Source organism: Flammeovirgaceae bacterium (assembly GCA_015180985.1).
In the GTDB taxonomy this organism is placed as follows: Bacteria; Bacteroidota; Bacteroidia; order Cytophagales; family Cyclobacteriaceae; genus UBA2336.
In genome coordinates this window covers 69,376-96,096 of the sequence record CP054185.1, presented here as the reverse complement: position 1 = coordinate 96,096, position 26,721 = coordinate 69,376, and the positions used below count along the sequence as shown (strand labels likewise).

Below are 26,721 nucleotides of genomic sequence, written 5' to 3'. Positions count from 1 at the left end.
CAAACCTTGTGGATAAGGCCCTGATGTTCACTGATCAGATTAATGAAGTAGGCTTCTTGTCCGTTCTCCGGCTGCACGTTTCGTATTGAATCAGTCGAAAGGTATGAAAGATTATTACTTGGAGGTTAATTGATATTCTTGAATAGATTGGTTTTTAGTTTAATTTGGCTTAACGCATCCAGCTTATTGGCATGGGCTTCCGGAAGCAAATAGGTAATTTTTTTGGGTTTACCCGTGCTCAGGTAAATGCATTTTTGCTATTGCTGCCGCTGATTGTGCTCTTTATTTTTTCTGAACCGCTTTACCGGAGGATAACCCGCTTTGCTATGATTGGCAGCACGGAAACGTCAAAACTTGACACCCTTGTTGCCCGTTTTCGCAATGGTGCAGCAGGTAAAGAGAAAAAAAATTTACCGATACCTGATTCCTTATTTCGTTTTGACCCCAACCTGGCAACTCAATCCGAATTGGTGATGCTGGGGTTTTCTGCCCGGCTTGCCAATCAGCTAATCCATTACCGTGACAAAGGCGGCCGCTTCCGAAAGCCGGATGATTTGCTGAAGCTATATGCAATGGATACCGGCCTTTACACACAGTTGCGGCCTTACGTTTTTATAACCGAAGCGCCAGAGGGGTACCTGCCTGGTAATGCAAGCAGGTCGCTTACCGAAACGGTAATACCTGTTTTCGATCTCAACCAGGCGGATACGCTGCAACTTCAGTTACTTAAGGGTATCGGACCGGTGCTGGCCAGGCGCATTGTTAAGTACCGCGATGCCCTCGGTGGATTTGTCAATACCAATCAACTTTATGAAGTGTACGGTCTGGATTCGGCAGTAGTTCAGCAGGTTAACAGGCAATTAACGGTTAATGCCAATTTTGAACCGGTACTTCTTAACATTAATGAAGCAAGCGAAGCGCAGCTGGCGGCTCATCCCTATCTTTCGAGGGCGGTAGCCCGTGCTATTGTAACCTACCGATTTCAGCATGGCCGGTTTCGTACCATCGCTGACCTTGCCCATGTGCAGTTGGTACCGCCAGAGGTGTACCTGAAAACTAAACCTTACCTTACTGTTGAATAACCAGGTGGAACATATTTTTAAAGTTTACTTACGCAGACTTACACGCCTTGCGGGCAATAACCGGTTGTTGTTCTTGCTGCGCCAAACAGGGCACCAGGTACTCGATTTGGCTCAACTTAATCGCCTGGCAGTTAAAAATGCATTTGAAATAATTGAGGCATTAATTGCCCAGCGACCCCTTGCGGTTTGCCCGGTGACCGACAGCCGTGTAGAAGCGGTAAATCTGGTAAGCACCAGGCTTAAGCGGCTACACCGACTGGAAAAATTTCTGTTTGATGAAAAAGGCACGCGCGATTTGCATGTTGGCTGGCCAATGCTTCGTGGAAAATTTGCCGATGGAACACCCGTGCGTGCGCCTTTACTTTTTTTTCCGGTTGAACTGCAGGCAGAAAATGGTTCATGGGTTATACGCAGGCGGGCCGATGGAGAGATAACCTTCAACAAATCGTTGCTGCTGGCCTATTTTCATTTTAACCAGGTTGCCGTAAAAGAAGAATTGCTCGATACTTCTTTTGAGGAGTTTGATTCGGATAGTACAGTTTTCCGCACGCAGCTCTACCAGCTTTTAAAAGAAAAGATAGAAATCAATTTTAATCCCGACACTTTTACCAGCACGATACGGACACTTGATGAGTTTACGCGCGATCAATTTGATAAACTGCATCGTAACGGTGAGCTGAAATTGTTTCAGGAAGCCGTGTTGGGAATTTTTCCTCAGGCCGATTCACAACTGGTGCCGGATTATCTCCAACTTATTGAAACAAATTCATTTCCCTGCCTCGAAGATTTTTTTGCTTCAAAATCAACGGCAACACATGCTGTGCGCTTGCAGGATACCATAGCAGTTAACCTGGCAGTTAAAGAAGAGCGCGTTTTTGCCCCGTTTAAACAGGATGCCTGGCAGGAGCATGCGCTGAAAAGCATCAAGTTGGGTCATTCGGTGGTGGTACAAGGGCCTCCAGGTACCGGAAAATCACAACTTATTGCCAATCTGATTGCGGATGGCATGGCTTCAGGCAAACGGGTTTTACTGGTCTGTCAAAAACGGGTAGCGTTAGATATTGTGTATGAGCGATTGCGTACCGTAGGCTTGTCGGCATTTACCGCCCTTGTGCATGATTTTCGCGATGACCGCAAACGCCTCTTCGGAAAAATTGCCAACCAGGTTGAACGGGTTGACGACTACCGTGCACAAAACCGGACGATAGACGTTATTCAAGCCGAACGTAATTTTGTACAACTTGCCCGCATAATTGATCAGCTTACCGAAGAACTCGAGGAATATAGAAAGGCGCTCTTTACTGACAAAGAATGCGGACTTTCAGCCAAAGAACTTTACCTCACCACCGATCCGACCACCCAACGCATCAACCTCCGGCAGGAGTATCAACTGTTTGATTTTCAAACATTGCCCCCGGTTTTGCGGAAAATAAAGGCATTTGTACGTCATGCAAAAAGCACGGAAGCGGATGACTACCTGTGGAAAAACAGAAAATCGTTTGCCCGCTATCAGCTTTCCGATCGGGATGAAATTGAGCGGACAATTAAAGACGTGAAGGAATTTCAGGAGGACTGCAGCCTCCGGCTGGCCGACCTGCTGCACTATCCGATATCATTTGAGGAGGCTGAAAACCTGCTAACCAGAAAAGCGGATGCCGATGAACTGGCAGGCCTGCTAACCGATGAACTGGTGTTTGGATTCTTTAAAGCCATGACGGAAGAAAAGGAGGAAACCACCAACCTGTTGTGGCTTCAAAATATGGAACGGGTGTGTATGAATTGTTTTGACGGTGCCGGTGTTGAGGCAACGTTAACGGATGATCAGATAGGGAAGTGCCAGGTGGCCTTGCAGCAGCGCCTTACGGCCCGCAGAAACCTCGTTCGGTTAATCCGGTGGGAGCTTTTCTCGGAGCACAAGTTTTTTCTGAAACGCATTCTCATTGCCAACAACCTTCCGTACAATAAGCACGGGTTACAAACACTGGAGGAACGCCTTGACAACCGCCTTAATCTGGAGCATCACCTCACCGCGCTAAAAGAAAAAAAGTGGCTGTTGGATATACCGGATCAGTACGACAAGCGAAAATTTAAAAAATGGTTCGAAAAGCAGTTGTTGGGTGTTCGGGCAAGGTTGTTGTTCGGTTCTTTACGCACCATCAGTAAAGCCCTGCCGGTTCAGTTGTTTTCACGAGAGGAGTTTCTGCGAAGATTATGGGACATCTTCGATTTGTTGAAGCAGATGGCCGAACGGAAATCCGGGTGGTTAACCCACCTTACTCCTTACCAGATTAGTGAGTTGGCTAAACAGCCGGGGCTTTGGTTTAACCTGATTCAGCAACTGCGCCTGGACTTTGATGTATTGCGCGAAGCCGATTTGTTAAAAGAAAGTTTGTCATCGCATGAATTGGAAATTGTTTACCGGCTTTACGATGAATTAAAAACCTGGGATGAAACCCGCTTTGAAGTTGTATTTCAAAACAGTTTGCGCCTGGCATGGATTGAACACCTGGAAGCTAAGTTTCCGGTGCTGCGCCTGGTGGCAACCACAAAGTTAGAACAACTGGAACAAGAGTTAGCCAGGGCGGTTGCTGAAAAGCAAAAACTCAGTGCAGAGCTGGTATTGATCCGCGCACGCGAACGAACGTATGAGCGGGTTGAATATAACCGCCTGAATAACCGGATAACATACCGCGATTTATTTCACCAGGTAAACAAAAAGAAAAAGCTGTGGCCGTTGCGCAAGCTCATCAGCGAATTTCACCACGAGTTGTTTAACCTGATCCCCTGCTGGATGGCTTCGCCCGAAACCGTTTCGGCCCTGTTTCCTTTCAGCGAAATTTTTGACCTCGTCATTTTTGATGAAGCCAGCCAGTGTTTTGCTGAGCGGGGGCTGCCGGCTATTTACCGCGCCCGGCAAGTGGTGGTGGCGGGCGACAGTAATCAGTTAAAGCCTTTTGATTTGTACCAGGTGCGGTTTCACGAGGAAGATGAAATACCCGATCTTGAACTTGAATCACTATTGGATTTGACCTCCCGGTATTTGCCCACGGTGTTACTGCAGCACCACTACCGCAGCCAGTCTGCAGAACTGATAGATTTTTCAAATCGCCATTTTTACAAAGGCAAATTGCGTAACCTTCCGCACCGAAAAATGTCAAACCCGCATATCAGGGCTATTGAATATTTGAATGTAAAAGGTCAATGGAAGGATCAAACCAATCAGAAAGAAGCCGAAGCTGTGATAATCAAAGTCATAGACTTAGGGCATACCAATCCGGAATGGACAATAGGTGTTGTAACCTTTAATGCATCGCAGCAGGAACTTATTCAGGACTTACTGGAAGTAGCACGGCTGCAGGGCAATGCCGTACCCGAGTCATTATTTGTTAAGAATATCGAGAATGTGCAGGGCGATGAGCGGGATGTAATCATCTTTTCAACAGCCTATGCACCCGACTCATCGGGTAAACTCAATATGCACTTTGGCAGCCTTAATGTTTTGGGTGGCGAAAACAGGCTTAACGTAGCCATAACACGCGCCAGGCAAAAGGTAATTGTTATAACCAGTATATGGCCGGAGGAACTGAAGCTACAGGGAATTAAAAACGATGGCCCTAAACTGCTTCGGGCGTACCTCGAATTTGCCCGATTGGTTTCGGAAGGCAAGTTTGCACCCGCATTGCAAGCACCAAAACATGCTGCCTCGTGGTACTTGTCGGCATCCGTGCTGAAAATGGGTGGCCCCGCGAATGTGCCCATCAAATTAAAACCGTGTCCCTGGCCTATAGGCGATATCCTTATTAGTGAATCCACAGGTAATGTTGGAATACTGGTGTGCGATGATGAAGCCTACGAGCAAATGATAACTGCAAAAGAGGGACATATTTATATACCGCTTCTCCTGGAGGCTAAAGGGTGGCCCTGGTTACGCCTGCACAGCCGGAATTGGTGGAATAACCCCGATCAGGTTCAACAGGAAATCAGCCGGTTTGCCTACCGACTGAGCGACCCAACTGCACCTCAGACCAACAAATCAACAACTGCATAATTTCTTATAGCGGTTATCACGGATTGGTTTTCTTTTCACAAGAAGTTGTTTAGCTTTTGCGTGATAAACAAAATTTTATGAAGCGCATACTCTACCTCGTTGTGTTGTTTTCAACCGCATTGTTTGCTCAGGGCAATGTATCAAAGGCTCCTGAAGTTAAAGAAGGCGAGGGCCCTTATCCGCAATTAATCATCCGGGGTGTAACCCTTATTGATGGTACCGGTGCGCCACCCATTGGCCCGGTTGATATTGTTGTAAAGCAAAACCGCATTGAACGTATTGTTAATGTTGGTTACCCGGGTGTGCCCGTTAACCAAGATAGGCGCCCAAAACTCGATGCAGGCGGTAAAGAATTAAATGCCGAAGGCATGTACCTGATGCCCGGTTTCATTGATATGCACGGCCACATTGGCGGCTTTCAGGCGCCCAATGCCGAGTATGTTTTTAAATTGTGGATGAGCCATGGAATTACCACCGTTCGCGATCCTTCGGCCGGTAACGGATTGGACTGGGTACTCGACCAGAAACAGAAGAGCGCAAAAAATCTGATAACTGCCCCCCGGCTTTTTGCTTATACCTCCTTTGGGCAGGGAAGTGATAAACCAATCAGCACTGCGGAAATGGCCCGCGAGTGGGTGCGCAATAACAAGGCCAGAGGCGCTGATGGAATTAAATTTTTCGGTGCCGCGCCTGAAATAATGCAGGCGGCCATTGAAGAGAATAAGAAGCTCGGTTTGCGGTCATGCTGCCACCATGCGCAAATGGATGTGGCCCGCTGGAATGTGGTCAAGTCGGCCCGAGCCGGGCTAACCAGCATGGAACACTGGTATGGCTTACCCGAAGCCTTGTTTACCGATCGCACCATTCAGGATTATCCGCTTGATTATAATTATCAGAACGAACAGCATCGGTTTGAAAATGCCGGTAAACTCTGGAAGCAGGCCGCGGCCCCTTACTCGGAGCATTGGAATAACGTAATGAATGAGTTGCTGAAACTGGATTTCACGCTCGATCCTACCTTTAATATTTATGAAGCCAGCCGTGATTTACACCGCGCACGCAGGGCCGAGTGGCACGAGGAGTATACCCTGCCGCAGTTGTGGTCTTTCTATCAACCTAACCGAAGGGCGCATGGTTCGTATTGGTTTGCCTGGGGTACCGAGCAGGAAGTGGCCTGGCGCGAGAATTACCGGCTGTGGATGACGTTTGTAAACGAATACAAAAACCGCGGAGGCAGGGTAACTACCGGATCAGATTCGGGATTCATTTTTCAACTGTACGGCTTTGCCTACATCCGCGAACTGGAATTGCTCCGCGAGGCAGGGTTTCATCCGCTTGAAGTAATCCGTTCGGCTACGTTGTACGGTGCGCAGGCATTGGGTGTGGAAAAAGATTTAGGTTCAGTTGAAGTAGGCAAGCTTGCTGATTTTGTTATTGTTGACCAAAACCCGCTTGAAAATTTACAGGTGCTTTACGGTACGGGTGCCATTAAACTGTCAGACGAGAACAAACCTGTACGTGTGGGCGGAGTGAAATACACCATTAAGGATGGAATTGTTTATGATGCCAAAAAGCTGTTGGCTGATGTGCGTAAAATCGTGGCTGACGAAAAGGCTAAAACGGGCTTTACCATTAAGCAACCCGGTAATGAGTAGAAAATAGTTTTCATTTAGTGAATCGTTGGAGGACAAATTGCGTTATATTAGTGGACAATTATCCACTAAACTTCAGTGAAACCTAAAAAATACTCCAAAAGGAGGCAGTTTTCATCGGTTAGTGAACCGGCTTTCGCCTATAATTTAAGTGAACCGGTTTCGGTTTTCTCAGTTTTGGGCGTTGAACCGGGCAGTATAACGGAACCGCTCAATCGTATCAGCACTTTCCGGTCTGGCTTTAAAAAAAGTGTATTCGATCGCCTAAAAGAAGTAACGGGCCTGGACAACGAAACACTGGCCTCTGCGCTGGCAGTTTCATCAAAAACTATTCAGCGAACCGATGTTTTTGATTCGGTTCAGTCAGAAAAAATGTATGCGCTGGCCGAACTCTATGCTGCGGGTATCGGCTATTTTGGTTTGGAAGGTTTTCGCAGGTGGATGGACCGCCCGTTATTCAGCCTGGGTAATATCCGTCCGCTTGACTTAATTGATGTATCGGAAGGTATTACCATGTTGAAAACTGAAATCATGCGGTTGCAACATGGTGTTGCCGTATGAAGGCGTACCGCATTGCGCGAACCGTGTTTTGCGATGGTAGCGGTGAAGGGGCCAAACGGTATGGCGGCCGCTGGAATTCTGCCGGCTGCCCGGCTCTCTATGCAAGCAGTTCGGTTGCATCGGGTTTACTGGAGCGACTCACCGTTGATCCGGAACTTTTTGCGGCTGAACGGTACGTGTTGTATTCTGTTCAGGAGTTTACTATTCCTGATATCCTGATTTTCTACCCGGAACTCAGCCACTTGCCTGCTGGCTGGGATAGCCTGCCTGCAGGCAAAGCCTCGCAACGCTATGGCGATGCATTACTGGCAAAAGGTGTTGTTAGCTTTGCCGTTCCTTCGGTGGTCGATCGCACATCGGTTAATTATGTAATCAATCCGCTTGCTGCTGACTTTCGGAAGATTGTTTGGAAGGTTTATCCGCTAAAGCTTGATCAACGCATTGTACGATAATGGGTTGGTTTTGGCCATTTATCGTACTTTTGTGGCTCAAAATTTTTCGAGGAACTGACGGGTATGGAGAACATCCGCAATTTTTGCATTATTGCCCACATTGACCACGGTAAAAGTACGCTGGCCGACAGGCTGTTAGAGGCAACCGGAACATTAACGGACCGGCAGATGCAGGACCAGGTGCTTGATAATATGGACCTGGAACGTGAAAAGGGCATTACCATAAAAGCCCACGCCATCCAGATGAATTACAAGATGGATGGAAAGGATTACATCCTGAACCTGATTGACACCCCGGGCCATGTTGACTTTTCATACGAGGTATCGCGCTCCATTGCAGCCTGCGAAGGGGCGTTACTGATTGTTGATGCCAGCCAGGGTATTGAAGCCCAAACCATTTCCAATCTTTACCTGGCATTGGAGCACGATCTGGAAATAATACCCGTGCTTAATAAAATTGATCTTCCGCACGCCATGCCCGAAGAGGTTACCGATGAAATCGTTGACCTGATTGGCTGTAAACCTGAGGATGTGATTCGCGCCAGCGCCAAGGAGGGTATTGGTATTGACGATATTCTGCGAGCCGTTGTTGAGCGCATAAAACCTCCGAAGGGCGATCCGAACGCCCCACTTCAGGCTATGATTTTCGATTCAGTATTTAACTCGTTTCGCGGCATTGAAGTTTATTTCCGCGTATTTAACGGATCGATAAAAAAGGGAGACAAAGTAAAGTTTGTTAGTACAGGAAAGGAGTACACGGCAGACGAGATAGGTGTACTGAAACTGGAGAAGCATCCGCTTCATCACATCCATGCCGGCAATGTAGGATACCTCATCTCCGGAATTAAAGTGGCCAGCGAAGTGCATGTGGGCGATACGATTACCCATGCCGACCGCCCGGGCGAAGCCGTAAAAGGTTTTGAAAATGTAAAGCCCATGGTGTTTGCCGGAATTTATCCGGTTGATACCACCGAGTTTGAAGAACTGCGGGCTTCCATGGAAAAACTTCAGTTGAATGATGCTTCGCTGGTTTGGGAACCTGAAACTTCCGCTGCCCTGGGTTTTGGTTTTCGCTGTGGTTTTCTCGGCATGCTTCACATGGAGATTATCCAGGAACGCCTGGAACGTGAGTTTGGCATGACGGTTATTACCACGGTTCCATCTGTGCAGTTCCGCGCCATTAAAACCGATGGCTCCATGTATGAAATCAACGCACCCTCCGAAATGCCGGAGCCCAATACGGTTGATCACATTGAAGAACCCTACATCAAAGCACAGATTATTACGAAAGCCGAGTTTATCGGACCCATCATTAAACTGTGTATGGACAAACGCGGAGTGATCAAAAACCAGTCATACCTCACCACCGACCGGGTAGAGATGACGTTTGAAATGCCGCTGGCAGAAATTGTGTTCGACTTCTTTGATAAGCTAAAAACGATTTCGAAAGGATATGCCTCGCTCGATTACCACCTGATTGGTTTCCGTGAATCCGATATGGTAAAGCTGGATATCCAGTTAAACGGAGAGAAGGTAGATGCCCTTTCGGCTATTGTGCACCGCAGCAAAGCGTACGAGTGGGGTAAAAAACTTTGTGAAAAACTGCGCGAATTACTGCCTCGCCAGATGTTTGAAATAGCCATCCAGGCGGCTATCGGTCAGAAGATCGTTGCCCGTGAAACCGTTAAGGCGCTTCGCAAAAACGTGTTGGCAAAATGCTATGGTGGAGACATCACGCGTAAGCGTAAACTGCTGGAAAAACAAAAGAAAGGAAAGAAGCGCATGCGCCAGGTGGGCAATGTGGAAATACCCCAGGAGGCCTTTATGGCAGTGCTGAAGATTGATTAACTTCGCAGGGTGGAAAGACTTGATAAAAACCTGGAATCATTCAACAGAAAATTAGAGCAGTCCATTAAAAACCAACGTGAGTTTATCCGGATGCAAGCTCAACTGATCCGTTATTTCCTTAGTCAAATCAAGAATGGCAAAAACTAAATCAAGGCAGGGGAGGTCAGGAACTCAAAACAAATGGAGTGAACAGGTAAATCGTTTGGAAGCCAAACTTTCAAAAAAGAAAATCGAATTACTCAAAATCAAAGCCCTCCATAGAAAAATTGCAGGTGAGTTTATCGAACTGTGGGTAGAAACCAGGAGGCTTAAACGAAAAGCATAAAATGACAGAAACATCAACTTACACGCTGATTGACGGACGAAAGGTCGCTTCTGAGATTAAGGAAGAAATCATTCAACGCGTAAACGAAATTAAAAAAGCAGGCGGCAAAATTCCGCACCTGGCTATCATTTTGGTAGGCGATGATGGGGCCAGCCAAACGTATGTCGATCATAAAGTAAAAGCCTGCAAAGAAGTGGGCTTTCACTACACCATGATGCGCTTTGCGGATACCATCAGCGAAGACAAATTACTCAAGCATATCGATCAGGTTAATAAAGATCCGGATGTGGATGGCTTTATTGTTCAACTGCCGTTGCCTCCTCACATTTCGGTAGAAAAAATTACCGAACACATTAAGCCCGATAAGGATGTGGATGGTTTTACCAACCGCAATTTCGGGAGTATTGTATCAAAAAATCCGTTGCTGCTGCCGGCTACTCCGTTTGGGGTGATGGAGTTGCTTAAACGCTATCGTGTTGAAACTGAAGGCAGGCACTGTGTTGTGGTTGGGGCCAGCAGGTTAGTGGGGGCACCTCTTAGTATGATGTTGGTAGAACACGGCCGGGCTACGGTAACGGTATGCCACAAATACACAAAGGGGTTAGCCGATTTTACAAGGCGTGCCGATATTTTAATTGTGGCGGTGGGCAAACCCGGTTTGATTACGGCTGATATGGTGAAAGAAGGAGCTATCGTAATTGATGTTGGAACAACCCGGGTAGAAGGACCTCAATATAAAAACGGATATGCCATAAAAGGCGATGTGGATTTTAAAAACGTTGCCCCGAAATGTTCCATGATTACGCCCGTACCGGGCGGTGTTGGCCCAATGACTATCGCATCGCTGTTGTTAAATACGCTGCGGGCCACTGAACTTCGCAATTCATAAGTTGGTTCAGGTGCTTTGAACTAATCCTGATTATGGTTACTCCTGCCTCAACCGTTGTGCTGCCCCTCATGGAAGACTTCTACACTATTCAGGGTGAGGGTTTTTATCAGGGATGTGCGGCATATTTTATCCGGCTGGGTGGTTGTGATGTGGGTTGTGTTTGGTGCGATGTTAAAGAATCGTGGGATGCTTCGGCTCATCCGCTGGTACATGTTGATACCATCGTGGCTCGTGCAAAATCGTCATCGGCCCCGATGGCCGTAATTACCGGAGGTGAACCTGCCCTGTATGATCTGAAGCCATTAACTGAGGGCTTGCGTACTACCGGGATGCGCACGCACATCGAAACCTCGGGTGCTTACCCGTTAACCGGGGTTTGGGATTGGATTACGCTTTCACCTAAAAAATTCAAACCCCCGGTTGATTCAATTTATAACCGGGCTGATGAGTTGAAAATCATTATATATAATAAGAGTGATTTTGCATGGGCTGCCGAGCATGCCGAACGGGTAAGTAAAGATTGCAAACTTTTTCTGCAGCCGGAATGGTCAAAAGAAAAAGAAATGCTGCCGCTAATCATTGATTACTGCAAGACCAATCCGCATTGGCGTATTTCATTGCAGGTGCATAAGTACATGAATATACCTTAACGTTGAACCTGGAGCAATTTGTTTCGGCATTAAATACCTGGGGCGCTTCGCGAACACCCTTTTTCTTTCTTACCGATTTTGAATTGAACCAACCCCTGGCTTTCCGGCTGGATGAGGTTGATCCTAACGTATTGCAATATTCCATTAATGGTTTCTCAAATAGCCCGATATTGACGAGGCCGTCAGGTTCGGTTGATTTACAACTGTTTCCAATTTCTTTTCAGGAATACGAAACCCGTTTTAAGCGGGTACAGCATCACCTCGGTTATGGCGATTCCTTTTTGCTGAATCTTACCGTAAAAACTCCGGTTGGATTGAATTGCTCCCTGCAGGAAATTTTTAACAGGGCTCAGGCCCGATACAAGTGCTGGTACCAAAATGAGTTTATTGTTTTTTCGCCAGAAACGTTTGTGCAGATTCGGGGCAATAAAATTTATGCATACCCCATGAAGGGCACGATTGATGCCTCGGTTCCTTATGCGACCGACCAGATTCTAAATGATCCAAAAGAAAAAGCTGAGCACGTTACCATTGTTGATCTGATACGCAACGATCTGAGCCAGGTGGCGACAGCAGTAGAGGTAACGCGTTTCCGCTATGTGGAAGAAATCAAAACAAATCGCGCCAGGTTATTGCAGGTGAGTTCGGAGATAACCGGCCGGCTGCCGGATGATTTCCACTGCCAGTTGGGCACCCTGTTGGTAAAGCTTTTACCAGCCGGCTCCGTTAGTGGCGCCCCGAAATTAAAAACATGCTCTGTTATTCGTGCTGCTGAGGGCTGCGATCGGGGATTTTATTCGGGCGTTCTGGGTTATTTTGATGGTATTAACCTGGACAGCGGTGTTATGATCCGGTTTATCGAACACCAGGATGGTCGATATTACTATCGCAGCGGAGGGGGCATTACCACGCAGAGTGAAGCAGCAAAGGAGTATCAGGAACTGCTTGATAAAATATATGTACCGGTTAATTGAGTCTATCCGGTTAGAGAACGGTGTGTTTCATCACCTGCCGTACCACCAGCACCGCATGGACAACACCGTGCAGAAACTTGCAGGAAGCCAAAATCAGGTTATCCTTAAAACAGTAATAAAGAAGTTAGTCGTTCCCCAAAACGGAATTTATAAATACCGTGTGGTATACACAACCGATGGTGAATGGCAGCATGAATTAATTCCGTATAAGGCGATGCCAATTCACTCGTTAAAAGTAATGTATGATAATGCGATCAAGTATGATTATAAATATGCGGATCGAAGCAAACTGGATATGCTATTTAATAAACGAGGCCGGGCTAACGATATCCTGATTGTAAAAAACGGGTTGGTTACCGATACCTCATACAATAATGTGGTTTTTTATGACGGACTCCGGTGGATAACCCCCGCTATGCCGTTGCTTCCCGGAGTTATGCGCGCTGTACTACTCGATGCCGGAGAAATACAGGAAGAGGAACTAATGCTAAGCCATTTAAATCGTTTTAAAAAAATAAAACTGATTAATGCCTTGGTCGGATTTAATGGACCGGAATTTCCGGTAACGCATATACTTTTTTAGTTTTAGTCATGAATCGTGCGTTTGTTTTATGGTTGGTTTGCTTGGTTCCTGTTGTGCTGCCCGCTCAATCCGGGTTAAGCACCAAATCCAAAAAAGCCATTGAGTTGTACAATCAGGCTGATAATTACCGGGTAAGGGGGCAGTATCAGCAGGCCATCGATTTGTTGAACGAGGCGATAAACCGCGATAAAAAATTTGTGGAGGCGTACTATCGGCTGGGCCTGGTGTATATGTCAACCAAGCGTTACCCAATGGCGGTACAACATTTTGAAACGGCCGCTTCGCTTACCACCGACATTAAAAAGCAACGCATAATCTGGTTTGATTTGGGTGAGGCCTATCTTAACACAGGGCAGTACGATAACGCGGTTGTTACACTACAGAATTTTTTACGTGCTGAAAATCAAAATCGGCAGAAAATTGAACGCGCTTCGCAATGGCTGCGCAACGCAGAATTTGCAAAGCAAAACCTGGCACTTAAAGCACACTATAATCAACACCCGCTAAGCGATACAGTAAATTGTTTCCCTCTACAATATTTTCCGGTGCTTACAGCCGACCAGCAGGAGTTGATATTTACCCGCAGGCTCGGTAATGCGCCTGAACACGATGAGGACCTGGTTATTTCCCGCAAGGAAAGCAACGGGCGGTGGGGCAAGCCGCAGTCGCTGTCAAAAAATGTAAACTCAGCCTTGAATGAAGGCACGTGTACCATTTCGGCCGATGGCCGGAAGCTGATCTTTACATCTTGTGTGGGTCGCCAAAGTTTCGGCAGTTGCGATTTATATGAAACGGTGAAAATCGGCAACGAATGGACTGTACCAAAAAACCTGGGACCCAATGTCAATTCAACTGAATGGGAATCCCAGCCGGCACTTTCAGCCGATGGACGAACCTTGTACTTTGTTTCTGATCGCAGGGGTGGACAGGGCCGGAGAGACATCTGGGTTTCGGTTTCTGACGACAACGGGCAGTGGACCCGGGCGCGTAACCTGGGCTCACCGGTAAATACTCCTGGTGATGAGATATCGCCCTTTATTCATGTTAACGACCAGGTATTGTATTTTGCTTCTACCGGGCACACCGGTTTTGGCGGTTACGATATTTTTTTTTCAGAACGGAGCGGTGACACATGGGCTGCCCCGGTCAATTTAGGCCGGCCGCTCAACGATCATGAAGATCAGTTCTCCTTATTTATCACCGCTGATGGCCTGAAGGGCTATTATTCCCATGAAGAGAGCACGCTGGCGGGTGCCAGTAGTAGGATTTACGAAATTGATATTCCCGAATCGCAACAGATTAAACAAAAAAGCAATTATGTGCGGGGGGTTGTGGCCGACAGGAAAACAGAACAACGGCTGAAGGCAAAAATTGAACTCTATAATATTGAGAAAAACCAACGGGTATCGGTGGTTGAATCCGACTCGCTGACTGGCGAATACCTGATGGTGCTAACCCAGGGTGCCGATTATGCACTTTATGTTACCAAAACAGGGTACTTATTTCAGAGTCTTAATTTCAACTATTCCGAAATCAGCGATTTTGAGCCCATCACACAGAATATTCTTTTGGACAGAGCCGTCAGTGGGGCTCATGCCATATTAAAAAACCTGTTTTTTGATACAGATAAATACGATTTAAAAGAAAAGTCAATCACCGAGTTGGAGAAGACTGTGAGGTTTTTACAGGAAAACCCATCTATTTCTATTGAAATAAGTGGCCATACGGATAACACGGGTAGCCCGGCCTACAACCAGCAGTTATCTGAGCGAAGAGCACAGGCTGTTTACAACTACCTGGTTAACAGAGGAATACCCGAAGTACGGATTGTATCCAAGGGCTATGGCCATACGCGCCCGGTAGCGCCTAACACTACCGAGGAGGGTAAACAACTAAACAGAAGAATTGAATTTCTTATCAGGTAGGGATTACCAAATATTATTTGGTTGAAAATCCTTTGCCTGTTATTTTAATTTTTACCCAACATCATTTAATTTGGAACTTTAAAACGATTGTTTAACCTAAAACTAACCTATGAAGAAGTTTTTACTACTATGCTTCTCGTTAGCGTTTGTGTTCACGGTGTGGGCACAGGAGCGAACGGTATCGGGTAGGGTAACGTCCACGGAAGATGGATCGGCCTTACCTGGCGTGAACGTTGTTGTGAAAGGCACGGCAACGGGTACGGTAACGGATGCAGACGGCCGTTACACAATCAGTGTTCCTTCCTCCGGAGGGTCGCTGGTTTTCTCTTTCATTGGTCTCCAAACACAGGAGGTGCCAATCGGTGAGCGGTCAGTGGTTGATGTTTCCCTGGCGCTTGACGTAACTCAGTTGTCTGAAGTGGTTGTTACCTCGCAAGGTATTGCCCGCGATAAGAAAGCGTTGGGTTATGCTGTTACCTCGGTGGGTTCAGAGCAGATAGCCGCCCGACCGATTGGTGACATTTCCCGCGTGTTGCAGGGGAAAATTCCGGGGGTTGTAATTAATCCCGTGGGCGGTACAACCGGTACCGGTGCCCAGATTAACATCCGGGGCTATTCAACCATTACGGGTAATACCCAACCCTTGTGGGTGGTTGATGGAGTACCTTTTAACTCCAGTACAAACGACCAATCCGGATTTACTACCGGGGGTGCAGCAACTGCTACAAGCCGCTTTCAGGATTTGGATCCCAACACCATTGAGAGCATTAGTGTGTTGAAGGGGCTTGCTGCCACAGCGCTTTATGGAACACAGGGTCGTAACGGTGTTATTCTCGTAACCACCAAAGCAGGTTCAGGAAAGAAGAAAACCCCGGAAGTAACATTCCAGCAAACACTTGCTCAAAATGAGATTGCCTCCCTGCCTGAATTTCAGAATGACTACGGCAATGGTTTTCAGCAGCTATATGGTAACTTCTTTAGCAACTGGGGTGCGCACTTTGATGAGTTCGACTCCATCGGGCATCCGTATCAGTTCTTATCCGATCCTGCGTTAAGGTTGCCATTTGCCAGCCAAACCTATTGGAAGCGCATTCCGTGGGAAGCGGCACCCAGCGTGGGCCGGTTCTTTAGAAAAGGCATGATTTCAAACACTGCCCTAACAGTTACAGGAGGGGGCCAGAAAATGAACATTACCGCATCGTTGGGCTATACTACAGAGGAGGGCTATGCCCCCGGTAACGACCTTACCCGTGTAAACGCCTCCATAGGTTTTAATGGTTCTGTAACGGATAAGTTTACAGTTCGCTCATCGTTCATGTACTCCAACAGCGATTTCCAGACGCCTCCGCTTAACGGTGCTACCGGTGGTGGTGCTTCTTTTGGTGGTGTTCCTTCATTATATGCCAACTTTCTCTATACCCCGAGAAACCTGGATATAAATGATACGGACCTGTTTCCTTTTGAAACCCCGGAAGAGCACAAATCTGTATGGTACCGGGGTCCAAATGACATTCCCAGTGCGCGTTGGATTGCCAAATACACATTGGAAACTGATGTGACGGACAGGTTTTTCAGTAGCTCAAGTTTCACCTATGATTTCAACGAAAACATGTCGTTGCAATACCGGGTAGGTCTTGACACTTATACGCAAAACCAAAGCCGGCAGTATAACAAAGGTATTGGCCCTACCTATCAGGTAATTAATAACGGTGTTTACCAAACACAGTCTATTCAGAATACCATCTGGAACCACGACCTAATTTTCTCGTTGCAGCGCGAAATATCCAGTGATATTTCTTTGAAAGGTCTGGTTGGGTTGAATGCCCGTAATGACCGGTTTGATCGAAACGGTATCTATTCTGAAAACCAGATTGTATTCGGTTTCTTCCGGCACAGTAACTTCAATACATCAGCACCAAATAGTGCGGCTTTTGACGGCAGATTCTTCGAATCAACATCCGAAAGTCAGTTGTATGGAACGTATGCTGAAGTTGTTCTCGGTTATAAGGACTTTGCATACCTGAACCTGACCGGCCGGAATGACTGGTCATCGGCTTTGGAAAAAGGAAATAATTCACAGTTTTATCCTTCCGTAAGCGCTTCGTTCATTGCTACCGATGCCTTTAGCAACCTGAAATCGAATACGCTTAATTTCCTCAAAGCGCGCGTTGGTGTAGGAACATCGGCAAACTACCCGGCTCCCTACGGAACCCGCACTGTGATTGCATCCAATGCCCGTTCCTTTGTTGATGCCGGTAACAACGTAATTTCAACACACCAGATTAGCAATTTCCTGGGTAACCTTAACCTGAAACCCGAGTTATATCAGGAGATTGAAGCAGGTATTGAAGCGAAACTGCTTAATGAAAGGATAGCTGTAGACCTTACAGCGTTTAACAGGAGAACCCTCGAAGGTATTGTTAATGCACCGATTGATCCATCAACCGGCTTTACCAGCACCCTGTTGAATCAAGGTAAAATTGATAACAAGGGAATTGAAGCCATCATCACCGGAACGCCCATTAAACTTTCTTCGGGATTCCAGTGGGATGTAACCCTTAACTTTACCCTCATCAGAACAGAGGTTGTTTCGCTGGGTGTAGGATTGGATGAAATCGCGCTTTCAGGCTTTACTGACCTGGGTAACTTTGCCGTTCCGGGCAGACCGATGAACATCATTAAAGGAACTACCATTTTGAAAGATCCGGATGGTAATCGCGTTGTAGGTTCAGACGGCCTTCACGTAATCGCTCCGCAGATTGGCGAACTGGGCGATCCGAACCCTAAGCACCTGACCACGTTGATCAATAACTTCTCCTTTAAAGGGATATCGCTGAGTTTCCAGTTTGATTACCGTCATGGTGGACAAATGGTGGCTTGGACACCTGCCGGCTTGCTGGCACGGGGTGTATTGGCTGGTCGTGATAACTTTGACCGCGACCAGATCTTTATCCTGCCTGGCGTGAAGCAGATTGGTGTGGATACCGATGGCGACCCTATTTATGCTCCAAACGACATCCAGATTACGGCAGCTGACTACGGCTTTAACTCACAGTTCTTTGGTCGTAACGACAACAGCGTGTTTGATGTAACCACCATCCGCCTTCGCGAAGTGAACCTTGGTTACACCTTGCCTAAATCGCTGTTAAGCAAAACCCCGATTAAGAGTGCCTCCATCATATTTACCGGCAATAACCTCTGGTTTAATGCGGTTAACGTGCCTAAGTACGTGAACTTTGATCCGGAAGTATCCAGCCTGGGTGTTAACGGAGGTATCGGTTTTGACTACCTGACAGGCCCCAGCATGAGGCGTTATGGTGTTGTATTGCGGGTATCGTTCTAACCTTTTAACCCTAAATGAAAATGAAATACATTAAAATAGTATTGCTTTCGCTGGCCTTGGTTATGGGCGCGTCATGTACGCTTGACCTGCGTGAAAACCCGAACGCCTTACAGCCAGGACAGGAATTACCAAGTTTAGTTTTAAATACATTGCAAATAAACCTGGCGGGCATGTTCCAGGCTGCGAGTTCCAATGGGATGCAGCAAACCCGGTTGCAAAACGGAGCTGGTACAGAGTATCAAAACTCTGTTCGCCCGGAAGACTTTAATGGTATTTGGTCAACAGCGTATGCCGGTATTCTTGTAGAGGCTAATGCGCTTATTCCTTCGGTTGAAGCTGCGGGTTATATGCGCCATGCCGGAATTGCCCGCGTGATTTCAGCCTATACCCTGACTCTGCTGGTTGATTTCTTTGGCGATGTGCCGTTCTCCCAGGCGTTTCAGGGTTCCGGTAACTTTAATCCGGTACCGGATGATGAGCAGGATGTGTATGATCAGGCCATTGCGCTGTTAGAGCAAGCCAAACTGGATTTGACCACCCCGCTTACAACAGCCGGTGGTTTACAAAACCCGGTTGCCCCGGCAATTACCGATATGTACTACAATAACAGCTACGGTAGCTGGGTTCGGTTAGCCAATACGCTTTTGCTTAAGATTTACCTGAACACAGGAGATGTAACTGAGTTAAATGCTGTGATTGCCGATCCGGGCGGTTTGATTGCCGCTGCAAATCAGAATTTTGTTTTCCGTTATGGAACCAACGCCTCTGCACCAGATTCCCGGCACCCCAGGTTTGTAGCCAACTACCCTGCCGGTGGTGGAAACTATATGTCGAACTGGCTCATCTGGCACATGTTTCACGGGTACGATGCAACCCACCGCGGTGGTGATCCGGGAGATCCAAGAATTCGTTTCTATTTCTATCGCCAGACCAACGCTAACAGTACGGATGCTAACCAGATTCGTTGTTTAACTGAAAATGTTCCTTCGCATTATCCGATATCTACGGGTTCTGCCATTGTACCCAACGATGTAGCGGGTATCCCTCCCATGGGTGAACAGGCAGGTCAGCCTTCCGTTGATCCGACTGATCCGGCCTGGGGACGAACCTTTTGTTACCCGACTGACCGCGGCTATTGGGGTCGTGATCATCAGGATAACCAGGGGATCCCTCCGGACGGCTTATTGCGTACAGCCTGGGGGGCGTATCCTTCAGGAGGACGTTTTGATGCTAACGTGAATACAGGTGTTAGCGCGGGTGTAGGTATGCGCGGTGCGGGCTTCCAGCCCATTATGATGCGCTCCTTCGTACAGTTTATGCTTTCTGAGGCGAACCTTCGTTTAGGTGCTACTACGCCTTTAACGGCTGTACAGCATTTTGAGGAAGGTATTCGTGCTTCGATGGCTGATGTGCGCGACTGGGCTGTAAACGGTACGTATGGTACAACCCCCGTTGCAGCGGCTCCTACTGAAGCAGGTACCATTAATGGATTTTACCCTGCTGCAACCTATACTACGGATGTAAACAATTATGTAACCGCTGCCGTATTTGCATTTAATTCTTCAGCAGCCAATGCGTTGAACTACCTGGCCCGTGAGTACTGGATTGCACTATACGGTAACGGTGTTGAGGCCTATAACCTCTACCGCAGAACTGGCCGTCCGACTGGTATGCAGCCCACGCAAAATCCGGTACCGGGTGCGTTTCCGCGTTCGTTCTGGTATCCTGCCAATGCAGCTAACCTGAATAACCAGATTCAGCAAAAGACTGATTTGGAGGGTAAAATTTTCTGGGATACGAATACCACCAACCTTGATTTTTAACCTTTAATAGACATGACTATGAACTTGAAGAAATATATTTTAGGTGTGGTGCTGGTGGCCGGCATGGTTACAATAGCCTGCCGTGACGAGAGCCTGTACCCGCTACCGTATGATGATCGTACAAGTGGTCATTATTTGCGGATTTACAAGGTCACATCGAACGTATTGGAATTTAATGATCTGGCCAATTCGGCTGTTGAGTTTGTTTTCGAATCCGTTGATGAGGAAAAAGGCGCCTTGTTGGAAGAAGTGGAATTTTATGCCACGCATCGTAACGGAGGTACCGGTTTAATTACGGATGAAGTGCTGGTAACCACAATTCCGGCATCCGCTATGAACCTGGCTGCTGTTCCCCAGCCTACCTATTCGGAATACCTCCGTTCAGGAGCTGTTCGCATTACGGCCGCTCAGATTCAGACTGCACTGGCCACCCTTACAACTGATCCTGATGGAATACCGGGAGTGGATTGTTCAAACATCTATCCGGATGTTTGTCCGTGTGTTGCTTACCCGGGCAGCTTGGCTCTTGGTGACCAGATTTTGCTTCGCTGGAAGGCTCGCTTAACGGATGGCCGTACCTTTACTGTGGCCAATGCGCAAACAGTTACCTCTCCCAGCCTGGGGAATCCTGAGGAAGCCAACATGACACCTAACGTAACGGCAGGGCAGTTTTACAATGCGCCTTACTTTTACACCATTACGGTTCGTCAGGCTACTAACCCGTTCAGCGCAACAGCTTATACGGGTACATACCGGATGACCCAAATGGCGGTGTGGTCGCCTAACCATAACCTGGAACTCCACCAGAGCATTCCTAATTACATGGTTAAGCCGTTTATATTTGGTTCATCAGCCACTGATTCTACCCAAACGGTTACCCTGGCTACTGTTCCCGGTGGGTTGCCCACTGAGCGTCAGTTTACCTGTACCTACAGGGGGCAGACTATAACCATGCGTATTAACCTGGAAGGTGGTCCGAACCCGGGTTTGCCGGCTGCCGCCTTAACAACCCTGACCAGTGCCTTTGGCCCTCCGGGCCCGGGTAATGGTATGGGCATGGCTGGTGCTACGAACGCTAACCTTGGGACAGTTTTCGTACCGTTGATTAACAGCGGTGTGGATTGTACTTCGCAACGCGAGTTCTATATGGTTACTCCGTTGGCCGGTACATTTGCCGGAAATAACACCTTGCGTTTTGGTCTTCCGCGCTATACCATTCCGAACCGCGGTTACTACCGCATTGACCAGGATGGTTTAACCCCTGGCCAGGTGTTTACCATAGCCGTGGATGACGATGCCGATGAATACGGCAGACGCAACGGATATTGTACCTGGTTCCGCAGGGTTTACTTAAGACTGGAGAAACTTCCTTAATCTAATTCGACTTTATCTTTGAAGAGGCTGCCCGCAGGCAGCCTCTTTTTTTGTGTCTATATTTGGGCATGTTTTACGTTTCACGCAAAGAACATTTTAACGCTGCCCATAAGCTTTACAACCCGGCCTGGTCTAAAGAAACGAACCTGGCCGTTTTCGGCCCTTGTGCTAATGAAAACTGGCACGGCCATAACTTTGAATTGATTGTTACCGTAAAAGGCCTGCCTGACCCTGAAACCGGTTTTGTAGTTGATTTGAAAAAGCTAAGCACGCTAATCCGCGGGAAAGTCATTGAGAAACTGGATCATAAGAATCTAAATCTTGATGTTGATTTTATGCAGGGCAAACTTGCCAGTTGCGAAAACCTGGTAAAAGGTATTTGGGATATACTAAACCTGGAGATTCCTAAAATTACATCGTATGGAACTCTGCACGCCATACGGCTTTATGAAACGCCCCGCAATTATGTTGAGTACTTTGGCGAATAGCCTTACCTTGGCATTGTGAAATTCTATTTTGTTGCAGGTGAACGGTCGGGCGATTTACACGGCAGCAACCTGATTTTTTCTTTACGAAAACTTAATCCCAACCTGAAATGCCGGGGCTTTGGCGGTGACGCCATGGAACAGGCCGGCATGGCGTTAACCGTTCATTACCGTCAACTGGCATTTATGGGTTTTGCCGAGGTACTTGCAAACCTGAAAACCATTTATGATAAACTGAAGCAGTGTAAACGGGACATACTTACATTTAACCCCGATGCTGTTGTGTTAATTGACTATGCCGGGTTTAACCTGCGCATTGCCCGCTTTGCCAGGGCAAAGGGCTTTCGGGTGTTCTGGTATATTTCACCAAAAGTATGGGCATGGAACCAAAGTAGGGCCACGAAATTAAAAGCAGTAGTCGATAAGATGTTTGTTATCCTGCCTTTTGAAAAAGATTTTTTTAAAAAATTCCATTGGGACGTTGATTATGTGGGAAACCCGGTGCTTGATGCTGTAAAAGCACATCGGACTGATCCTGATTTTTTACGTAACTACAACCGGTCATCCTCCAATGTTATTGCGTTATTGCCAGGCAGCCGAAAGCAGGAGGTAAGCCGGTTGGTGCCGGTTTTGGCCGAAGTAGCTATTAAATTTCCTGATTATCAATTTATTACTGCCCGTGTCGATAACCTGGATGAAGTTCTGTACAGCCCGCTCAGGCAATTACCAAACGTAAAGTTGCTTACCGGGTCAACGTACGATTTGCTCGCCTATGCAAAAGCGGCAGTGGTAACTTCGGGTACGGCTACCTTGGAGACGTGTTTGTTTAGAGTTCCCCAGGTGGTGGTGTATAAGACGAGTCCGGTTAGTTACCAAATCGGTAAACGGCTTATCCGGGTGCCCTTTATCTCGCTGGTTAATCTTATTGCAGGACGTGAAGTAGTAAAAGAACTGATTCAAACCCATGCGAATGCCGAAGAAATTATTCTGGAACTGAGCCGGATTCTTCAGGATACGATTTATCGCAATCAAATAATTGAAGGCTATCAGCAGGTAATAAACTTGCTCGATACCGGTTCGGCATCGGAGCAAACAGCCCGTTTAATGCTCAATTACCTGAAGAAATAAATCAGGCTACTTTTAGTTTACTGTATTGCGACCGGCTGAACTTGTCTTCGGCATAGGCCCGGGTAATGGTTAGCCGTTCGGTGTTTTTCTCCGAAGGCAAATCGAACATGGCATCGTTGATGATGGCCTCGCAAATGCTGCGCAGGCCGCGGGCGCCCAGTTTAAATTCAACGGCCTTCTCAACGATAAAGTCAAGGGCACCGTCTTTAAATTCCAGTTGAATGCCCTCCATCTCGAACAGTTTTTTGTATTGCTTAACCAGGGCATTTTTCGGCTCGGTTAATATCTTTCGAAGGGCTGCTTTATCCAACGGATGAAGGAAGGATATAACCGGCAAGCGACCGATCAACTCCGGAATGAGGCCGAAACTTTTCAAATCCTGGGCGGATACAAACTGAATCAGGTTGTCTTTATCGATATCAGCAGGGTGTAACCCGCTGGCCGAAGTAAAGCCCAAAGGCCTTGTATTCAAGCGGTTAGCAATAAACCGGCTGATGCCCTCAAATGCTCCTCCGCAGATAAAAAGGATGTTCTCGGTATTAACCGTTATCATCTTTTGGTCGGGGTGCTTACGGCCGCCTTGTGGTGGCACGTTAACTGCAGTACCTTCCAATAATTTTAACAACGCCTGTTGCACACCTTCACCGCTCACATCGCGGGTAATGGAGGGGTTATCCGATTTGCGGGCGATTTTATCAATTTCGTCAATGTACACAATGCCGCGTTCGGCTGCCTCCACATTGTAATCGGCAGCTTGCAGCAGGCGGGTTAAAATACTCTCCACATCCTCGCCAACATAACCGGCTTCGGTCAGTACGGTGGCATCGGCAATGCAAAACGGCACCTGCAGCAGGCGGGCCAGCGTACGGGCCAGGTAGGTTTTTCCGGTTCCGGTTTCGCCTACCATAATGATGTTCGACTTCTCTATAGTAATATCCGATTCGGCTTTACGCTGCATCAACCGTTTGTAGTGATTGTAAACGGCTACCGCCATCACTTTTTTTGCTTCATCCTGGCCGATAACATATTCGTCAAGAAATTTCTTGATGTCGCGCGGTTTAATCAGCTTAAAATTGGGAGCCAGGCCGCCATCGGTTTTGCTTTTCTTTTCCTCCTGTAAAATCTGACTGGCTTGCGTAACGCATTTATCGCAAATGTGGGCATGAATGCCCGATATCATCAGATCAACGTCTTTTTTATTGCGTCCGCAAAATGAGCAGGTAACTTCAGCCATAACCGAAATCAGTTCTGGTGCAAAGGTACCACTAAAATTTGGTAGTTTTTAAAGCCGATTAATTACGCTGTTTTTTGCGCTCCAGCACCTCGTCAATCATGCCATAATCCTTTGCTTCGGTTGCCCGCATCCAATAGTCGCGGTCGGAATCTTTTTCAATGGTATTGAAATCCTTGCCGGTATGTTTAGCCAGGATTTTATACAGGTCTTCGCGGATTTCGAGGGTTTGCTTCAGAGAGATTTCCATATCCTTTGAGGTGCCCTGCATGCCCGATGACGGCTGGTGGATCATAATGCGGCTGTGAGTAAGCCCCGATCGCTTTTTGGGTGCCCCGGCCGCCAGCAATACAGCTCCCATCGAAGCGGCCAGGCCAATACATATGGTGGCTACATCAGGATTAATGTACTGCATGGTGTCGTAAATGCCGAGGCCGGCATATACCGAGCCGCCCGGGCTGTTTATGTACATGATAATGTCCTTTTTCGGGTCAGCCGATTCCAGAAAAAGCAGTTGGGCGATAATCAGGTTGGCAATCTGGTCGTCAACGCCCATGCCTAAAAAGATGATGCGGTCGGAAATAAGGCGGGTAAATACATCAATAGCCCTGAAGTTGCCCGGCCGTTCTTCAATAACATACTGAGTCATGTTTTCAATTTTCTGGGCGTAGCTGTCAACGGTATTGCCGCTCATGCCCAGGTGGTGTACGGCATATTTTCTGAATTCGTTCATAGCAAAATTGTTTTTTAAATGTGCAGTAAATTAGAATAAAACAGCGAATTCCGGTGGATAAAAAATAAAAATGGCTTTGCTGTTGTGCAAAACCATTTTTTTGTGGGTTATACTATGTTTTAATGTTTATGTTCCTCTGCCATTTTCCGGAATTCATCCAGGCTCACCTTTTTTTCGGTGAGCGTAATTTTTTCTTTAATGAGTTTTAGTATTTTCTCATGACGCAGTTGGTTGTACAGGCGCATAAAATGCTGGCCGTTTTCGTGAGCCAGGTAGTTGTCGGCAATGGCATCCAGTTTATCCATTAGCTGTCCGGCTACCGAGGGGCCACCGAATTGGGAGATGATCAGTTCTTTGGCGCGGGCTCGTACCTCATCGGATTCAACGGTAATGTTATTGTCTTCGGCTATGCGGTTTTTTATCAGATCCCATTTCAACGAACGGAGGTAGGCATCAAACTCCTTTTCAATTGTTTCCCGGGTTAGTTCTCCTTTGCTGGTTTGCATCAGCCAGGTTTTAAGAAAAGTTTCGGGCAGGTTTATTTTTGTATTGGTAATGAAGTAATCTTCAATTTCGTGGTCAAGAAAATGATCTGTTTCGCGCTGATAATTCTGCTGAATAGTTTCTTTTATCTTGTTTAAAAATTCTTCTTCGGTAGTAACGCTGTCTTTTCCAAATACCCGGTCAAACAGGGCTGTGTTTAATTCAGCGGGTTCAAGGCGCCCGAGGGAGATTACCTTGAAGGTGAACTCTCCGTTCAGTTGTTTTGCTTCTTCTTCGGAAACGCCCAGCATTTTTGAAAGGGTGCCGGCATCAAACACCTCCTCAATAGCCAGTGTAATTTCCTCCTCCGGTTTCCGGTTAAGGAAAAAATCCTGGTATTTTTTTGAGAGGGTTTCGGTTTTGATGATCACGTTTTCGCGCTGGAAGGAGCCATCGGCCGAACGCAGGTCGCCAATCAGGCTGTCACCGGGTTCACTGATTTCCGGATGGGTTATCTTACCGAATCGTTGGCGAATGTCGGTCAGGGTTTCTTCCACTACCTGATTGGTCACTTCAATCGGGTACACTTTTACTTTTACTTTGGGCGACAGGTCGTAGGTGAAGTCCTCTACCAAACCAACCTGGTATTCAAACTCCAGGTCGTTGGCACTTTCCCAGTCTAATGCATTGGCCTTTTCAAGGTTGGGCAGGGGTTCGCCTATAATACGCAGCTTGTTTTCTTTGATGTAATCGGAGAGTTTATTGGAAAGCAGTTGGTTTACTTCTTCAACAAGGATGGACTTGCCAAACATTTGTTTAATGACACCTGTTGGTACTTTGCCTTGCCTGAAACCCTTTAGATTGGCTTTACGGGCGTAAGTGCGTACTTTTTCTTCCACACCGGGTTGGTAATCAGATTGTCCTAACCGGATCTTAATCAGGCCTTCCGTTTTACTTTGTTTGTCAAGAGTTATTTCCAAAGGTTTCTCAGTTTTGAATTAGCAATATGTACCCTCATCGGCTGTTGGTGAGGTTTACAACATGGTGCGGATGGAGGGACTCGAACCCCCACGCCTTTCGGCACCAGATCCTAAGTCTGGCGCGGCTGCCAATTACGCCACATCCGCTGGTA

The 26,721-nt window shown here is 47.1% G+C and carries 20 protein-coding genes and 1 tRNA gene; 17 read left to right on the top strand and 4 right to left on the bottom strand.

The window, feature by feature from the left end:
• The first annotated feature begins 191 nt into the window (after positions 1-191).
• From HRU69_00430 to lpxB, 17 genes are all read left to right on the top strand, one after another.
• Positions 192-1,082 carry a helix-hairpin-helix domain-containing protein gene (locus tag HRU69_00430; GenBank protein QOI96032.1) on the top strand — a complete coding sequence of 297 codons (891 nt, stop codon included), beginning with the start codon at positions 192-194 and terminating at the stop codon, positions 1,080-1,082.
• Complete coding sequence (locus tag HRU69_00425; GenBank protein ID QOI96031.1) at positions 1,075-5,130, top strand: DUF4011 domain-containing protein; 4,056 nt, start codon at positions 1,075-1,077, stop codon at positions 5,128-5,130. Before HRU69_00430 ends, HRU69_00425 begins: the two co-directional genes overlap by 8 nt.
• Before the next feature lie 77 nt (positions 5,131-5,207).
• Complete coding sequence (locus HRU69_00420) at positions 5,208-6,785, top strand: amidohydrolase family protein (GenBank protein QOI96030.1); 1,578 nt, start codon at positions 5,208-5,210, stop codon at positions 6,783-6,785.
• Between the two features lie 75 nt (positions 6,786-6,860).
• Complete coding sequence (locus HRU69_00415) at positions 6,861-7,343, top strand: DUF2384 domain-containing protein (GenBank protein QOI96029.1); 483 nt, start codon at positions 6,861-6,863, stop codon at positions 7,341-7,343.
• Entirely contained in the window at positions 7,340-7,795 is a 456-nt protein-coding gene (locus HRU69_00410; protein ID QOI96028.1) for an RES family NAD+ phosphorylase, read from the top strand. Before HRU69_00415 ends, HRU69_00410 begins: the two co-directional genes overlap by 4 nt.
• A gap of 63 nt (positions 7,796-7,858) precedes the next feature.
• On the top strand, positions 7,859-9,643 hold the full coding sequence (lepA, locus tag HRU69_00405) for an elongation factor 4 (protein QOI96027.1): 1,785 nt from the start codon (positions 7,859-7,861) through the stop codon (positions 9,641-9,643).
• 133 nt (positions 9,644-9,776) lie between these two features.
• Entirely contained in the window at positions 9,777-9,968 is a 192-nt protein-coding gene (locus HRU69_00400; GenBank protein QOI96026.1) for a hypothetical protein, read from the top strand.
• Between the two features lies 1 nt (position 9,969).
• Positions 9,970-10,857 (top strand): bifunctional 5,10-methylenetetrahydrofolate dehydrogenase/5,10-methenyltetrahydrofolate cyclohydrolase, encoded by an 888-nt coding sequence (locus HRU69_00395; GenBank protein QOI96025.1) that lies wholly within the window; start codon positions 9,970-9,972, stop codon positions 10,855-10,857.
• Between the two features lie 68 nt (positions 10,858-10,925).
• Positions 10,926-11,507 (top strand): 4Fe-4S cluster-binding domain-containing protein, encoded by a 582-nt coding sequence (locus HRU69_00390; protein ID QOI98784.1) that lies wholly within the window; start codon positions 10,926-10,928, stop codon positions 11,505-11,507.
• Positions 11,508-11,509: 2 nt separating this feature from the next.
• Positions 11,510-12,481 carry an aminodeoxychorismate synthase component I gene (locus HRU69_00385; protein QOI96024.1) on the top strand — a complete coding sequence of 324 codons (972 nt, stop codon included), beginning with the start codon at positions 11,510-11,512 and terminating at the stop codon, positions 12,479-12,481.
• On the top strand, positions 12,465-13,064 hold the full coding sequence (locus HRU69_00380) for an aminotransferase class IV (GenBank protein ID QOI96023.1): 600 nt from the start codon (positions 12,465-12,467) through the stop codon (positions 13,062-13,064). The genes HRU69_00385 and HRU69_00380 overlap by 17 nt, the downstream gene beginning before the upstream one ends.
• Positions 13,065-13,072: 8 nt before the next feature.
• Positions 13,073-14,989 (top strand): OmpA family protein, encoded by a 1,917-nt coding sequence (locus tag HRU69_00375; GenBank protein QOI96022.1) that lies wholly within the window; start codon positions 13,073-13,075, stop codon positions 14,987-14,989.
• A gap of 109 nt (positions 14,990-15,098) precedes the next feature.
• Positions 15,099-18,332, top strand: a complete 3,234-nt coding sequence (locus HRU69_00370; GenBank protein ID QOI96021.1) for a SusC/RagA family TonB-linked outer membrane protein — start codon at positions 15,099-15,101, stop codon at positions 18,330-18,332.
• A gap of 20 nt (positions 18,333-18,352) precedes the next feature.
• Complete coding sequence (locus HRU69_00365) at positions 18,353-20,155, top strand: SusD/RagB family nutrient-binding outer membrane lipoprotein (protein QOI96020.1); 1,803 nt, start codon at positions 18,353-18,355, stop codon at positions 20,153-20,155.
• Positions 20,156-20,173: 18 nt separating this feature from the next.
• Positions 20,174-21,529, top strand: a complete 1,356-nt coding sequence (locus tag HRU69_00360) for a hypothetical protein (protein QOI96019.1) — start codon at positions 20,174-20,176, stop codon at positions 21,527-21,529.
• Between the two features lie 68 nt (positions 21,530-21,597).
• Complete coding sequence (locus HRU69_00355) at positions 21,598-22,017, top strand: 6-carboxytetrahydropterin synthase (protein ID QOI96018.1); 420 nt, start codon at positions 21,598-21,600, stop codon at positions 22,015-22,017.
• Between the two features lie 15 nt (positions 22,018-22,032).
• Positions 22,033-23,142: a lipid-A-disaccharide synthase gene (lpxB, locus tag HRU69_00350; protein ID QOI96017.1), complete on the top strand. Its 1,110-nt coding sequence runs from the start codon at positions 22,033-22,035 to the stop codon at positions 23,140-23,142.
• Between the two features lies 1 nt (position 23,143).
• Here the strand turns inward: lpxB and clpX are convergent, their stop codons facing one another.
• From clpX to HRU69_00330, 4 genes are all read right to left on the bottom strand, one after another.
• Complete coding sequence (gene clpX, locus HRU69_00345) at positions 23,144-24,376, bottom strand: ATP-dependent Clp protease ATP-binding subunit ClpX (GenBank protein ID QOI96016.1); 1,233 nt, start codon at positions 24,374-24,376, stop codon at positions 23,144-23,146.
• A 58-nt stretch (positions 24,377-24,434) separates the two neighbouring features.
• Positions 24,435-25,106, bottom strand: coding sequence for an ATP-dependent Clp protease proteolytic subunit (locus HRU69_00340; GenBank protein ID QOI96015.1), 672 nt, complete (start codon positions 25,104-25,106; stop codon positions 24,435-24,437).
• Between the two features lie 119 nt (positions 25,107-25,225).
• The gene (gene tig, locus HRU69_00335) at positions 25,226-26,569 is read right to left on the bottom strand and encodes a trigger factor (GenBank protein QOI96014.1); all 1,344 of its coding nucleotides are present in this window, start codon (positions 26,567-26,569) and stop codon (positions 25,226-25,228) included.
• 62 nt (positions 26,570-26,631) lie between these two features.
• Positions 26,632-26,716 (bottom strand) — tRNA-Leu (locus HRU69_00330).
• Positions 26,717-26,721: the final 5 nt, after the last annotated feature.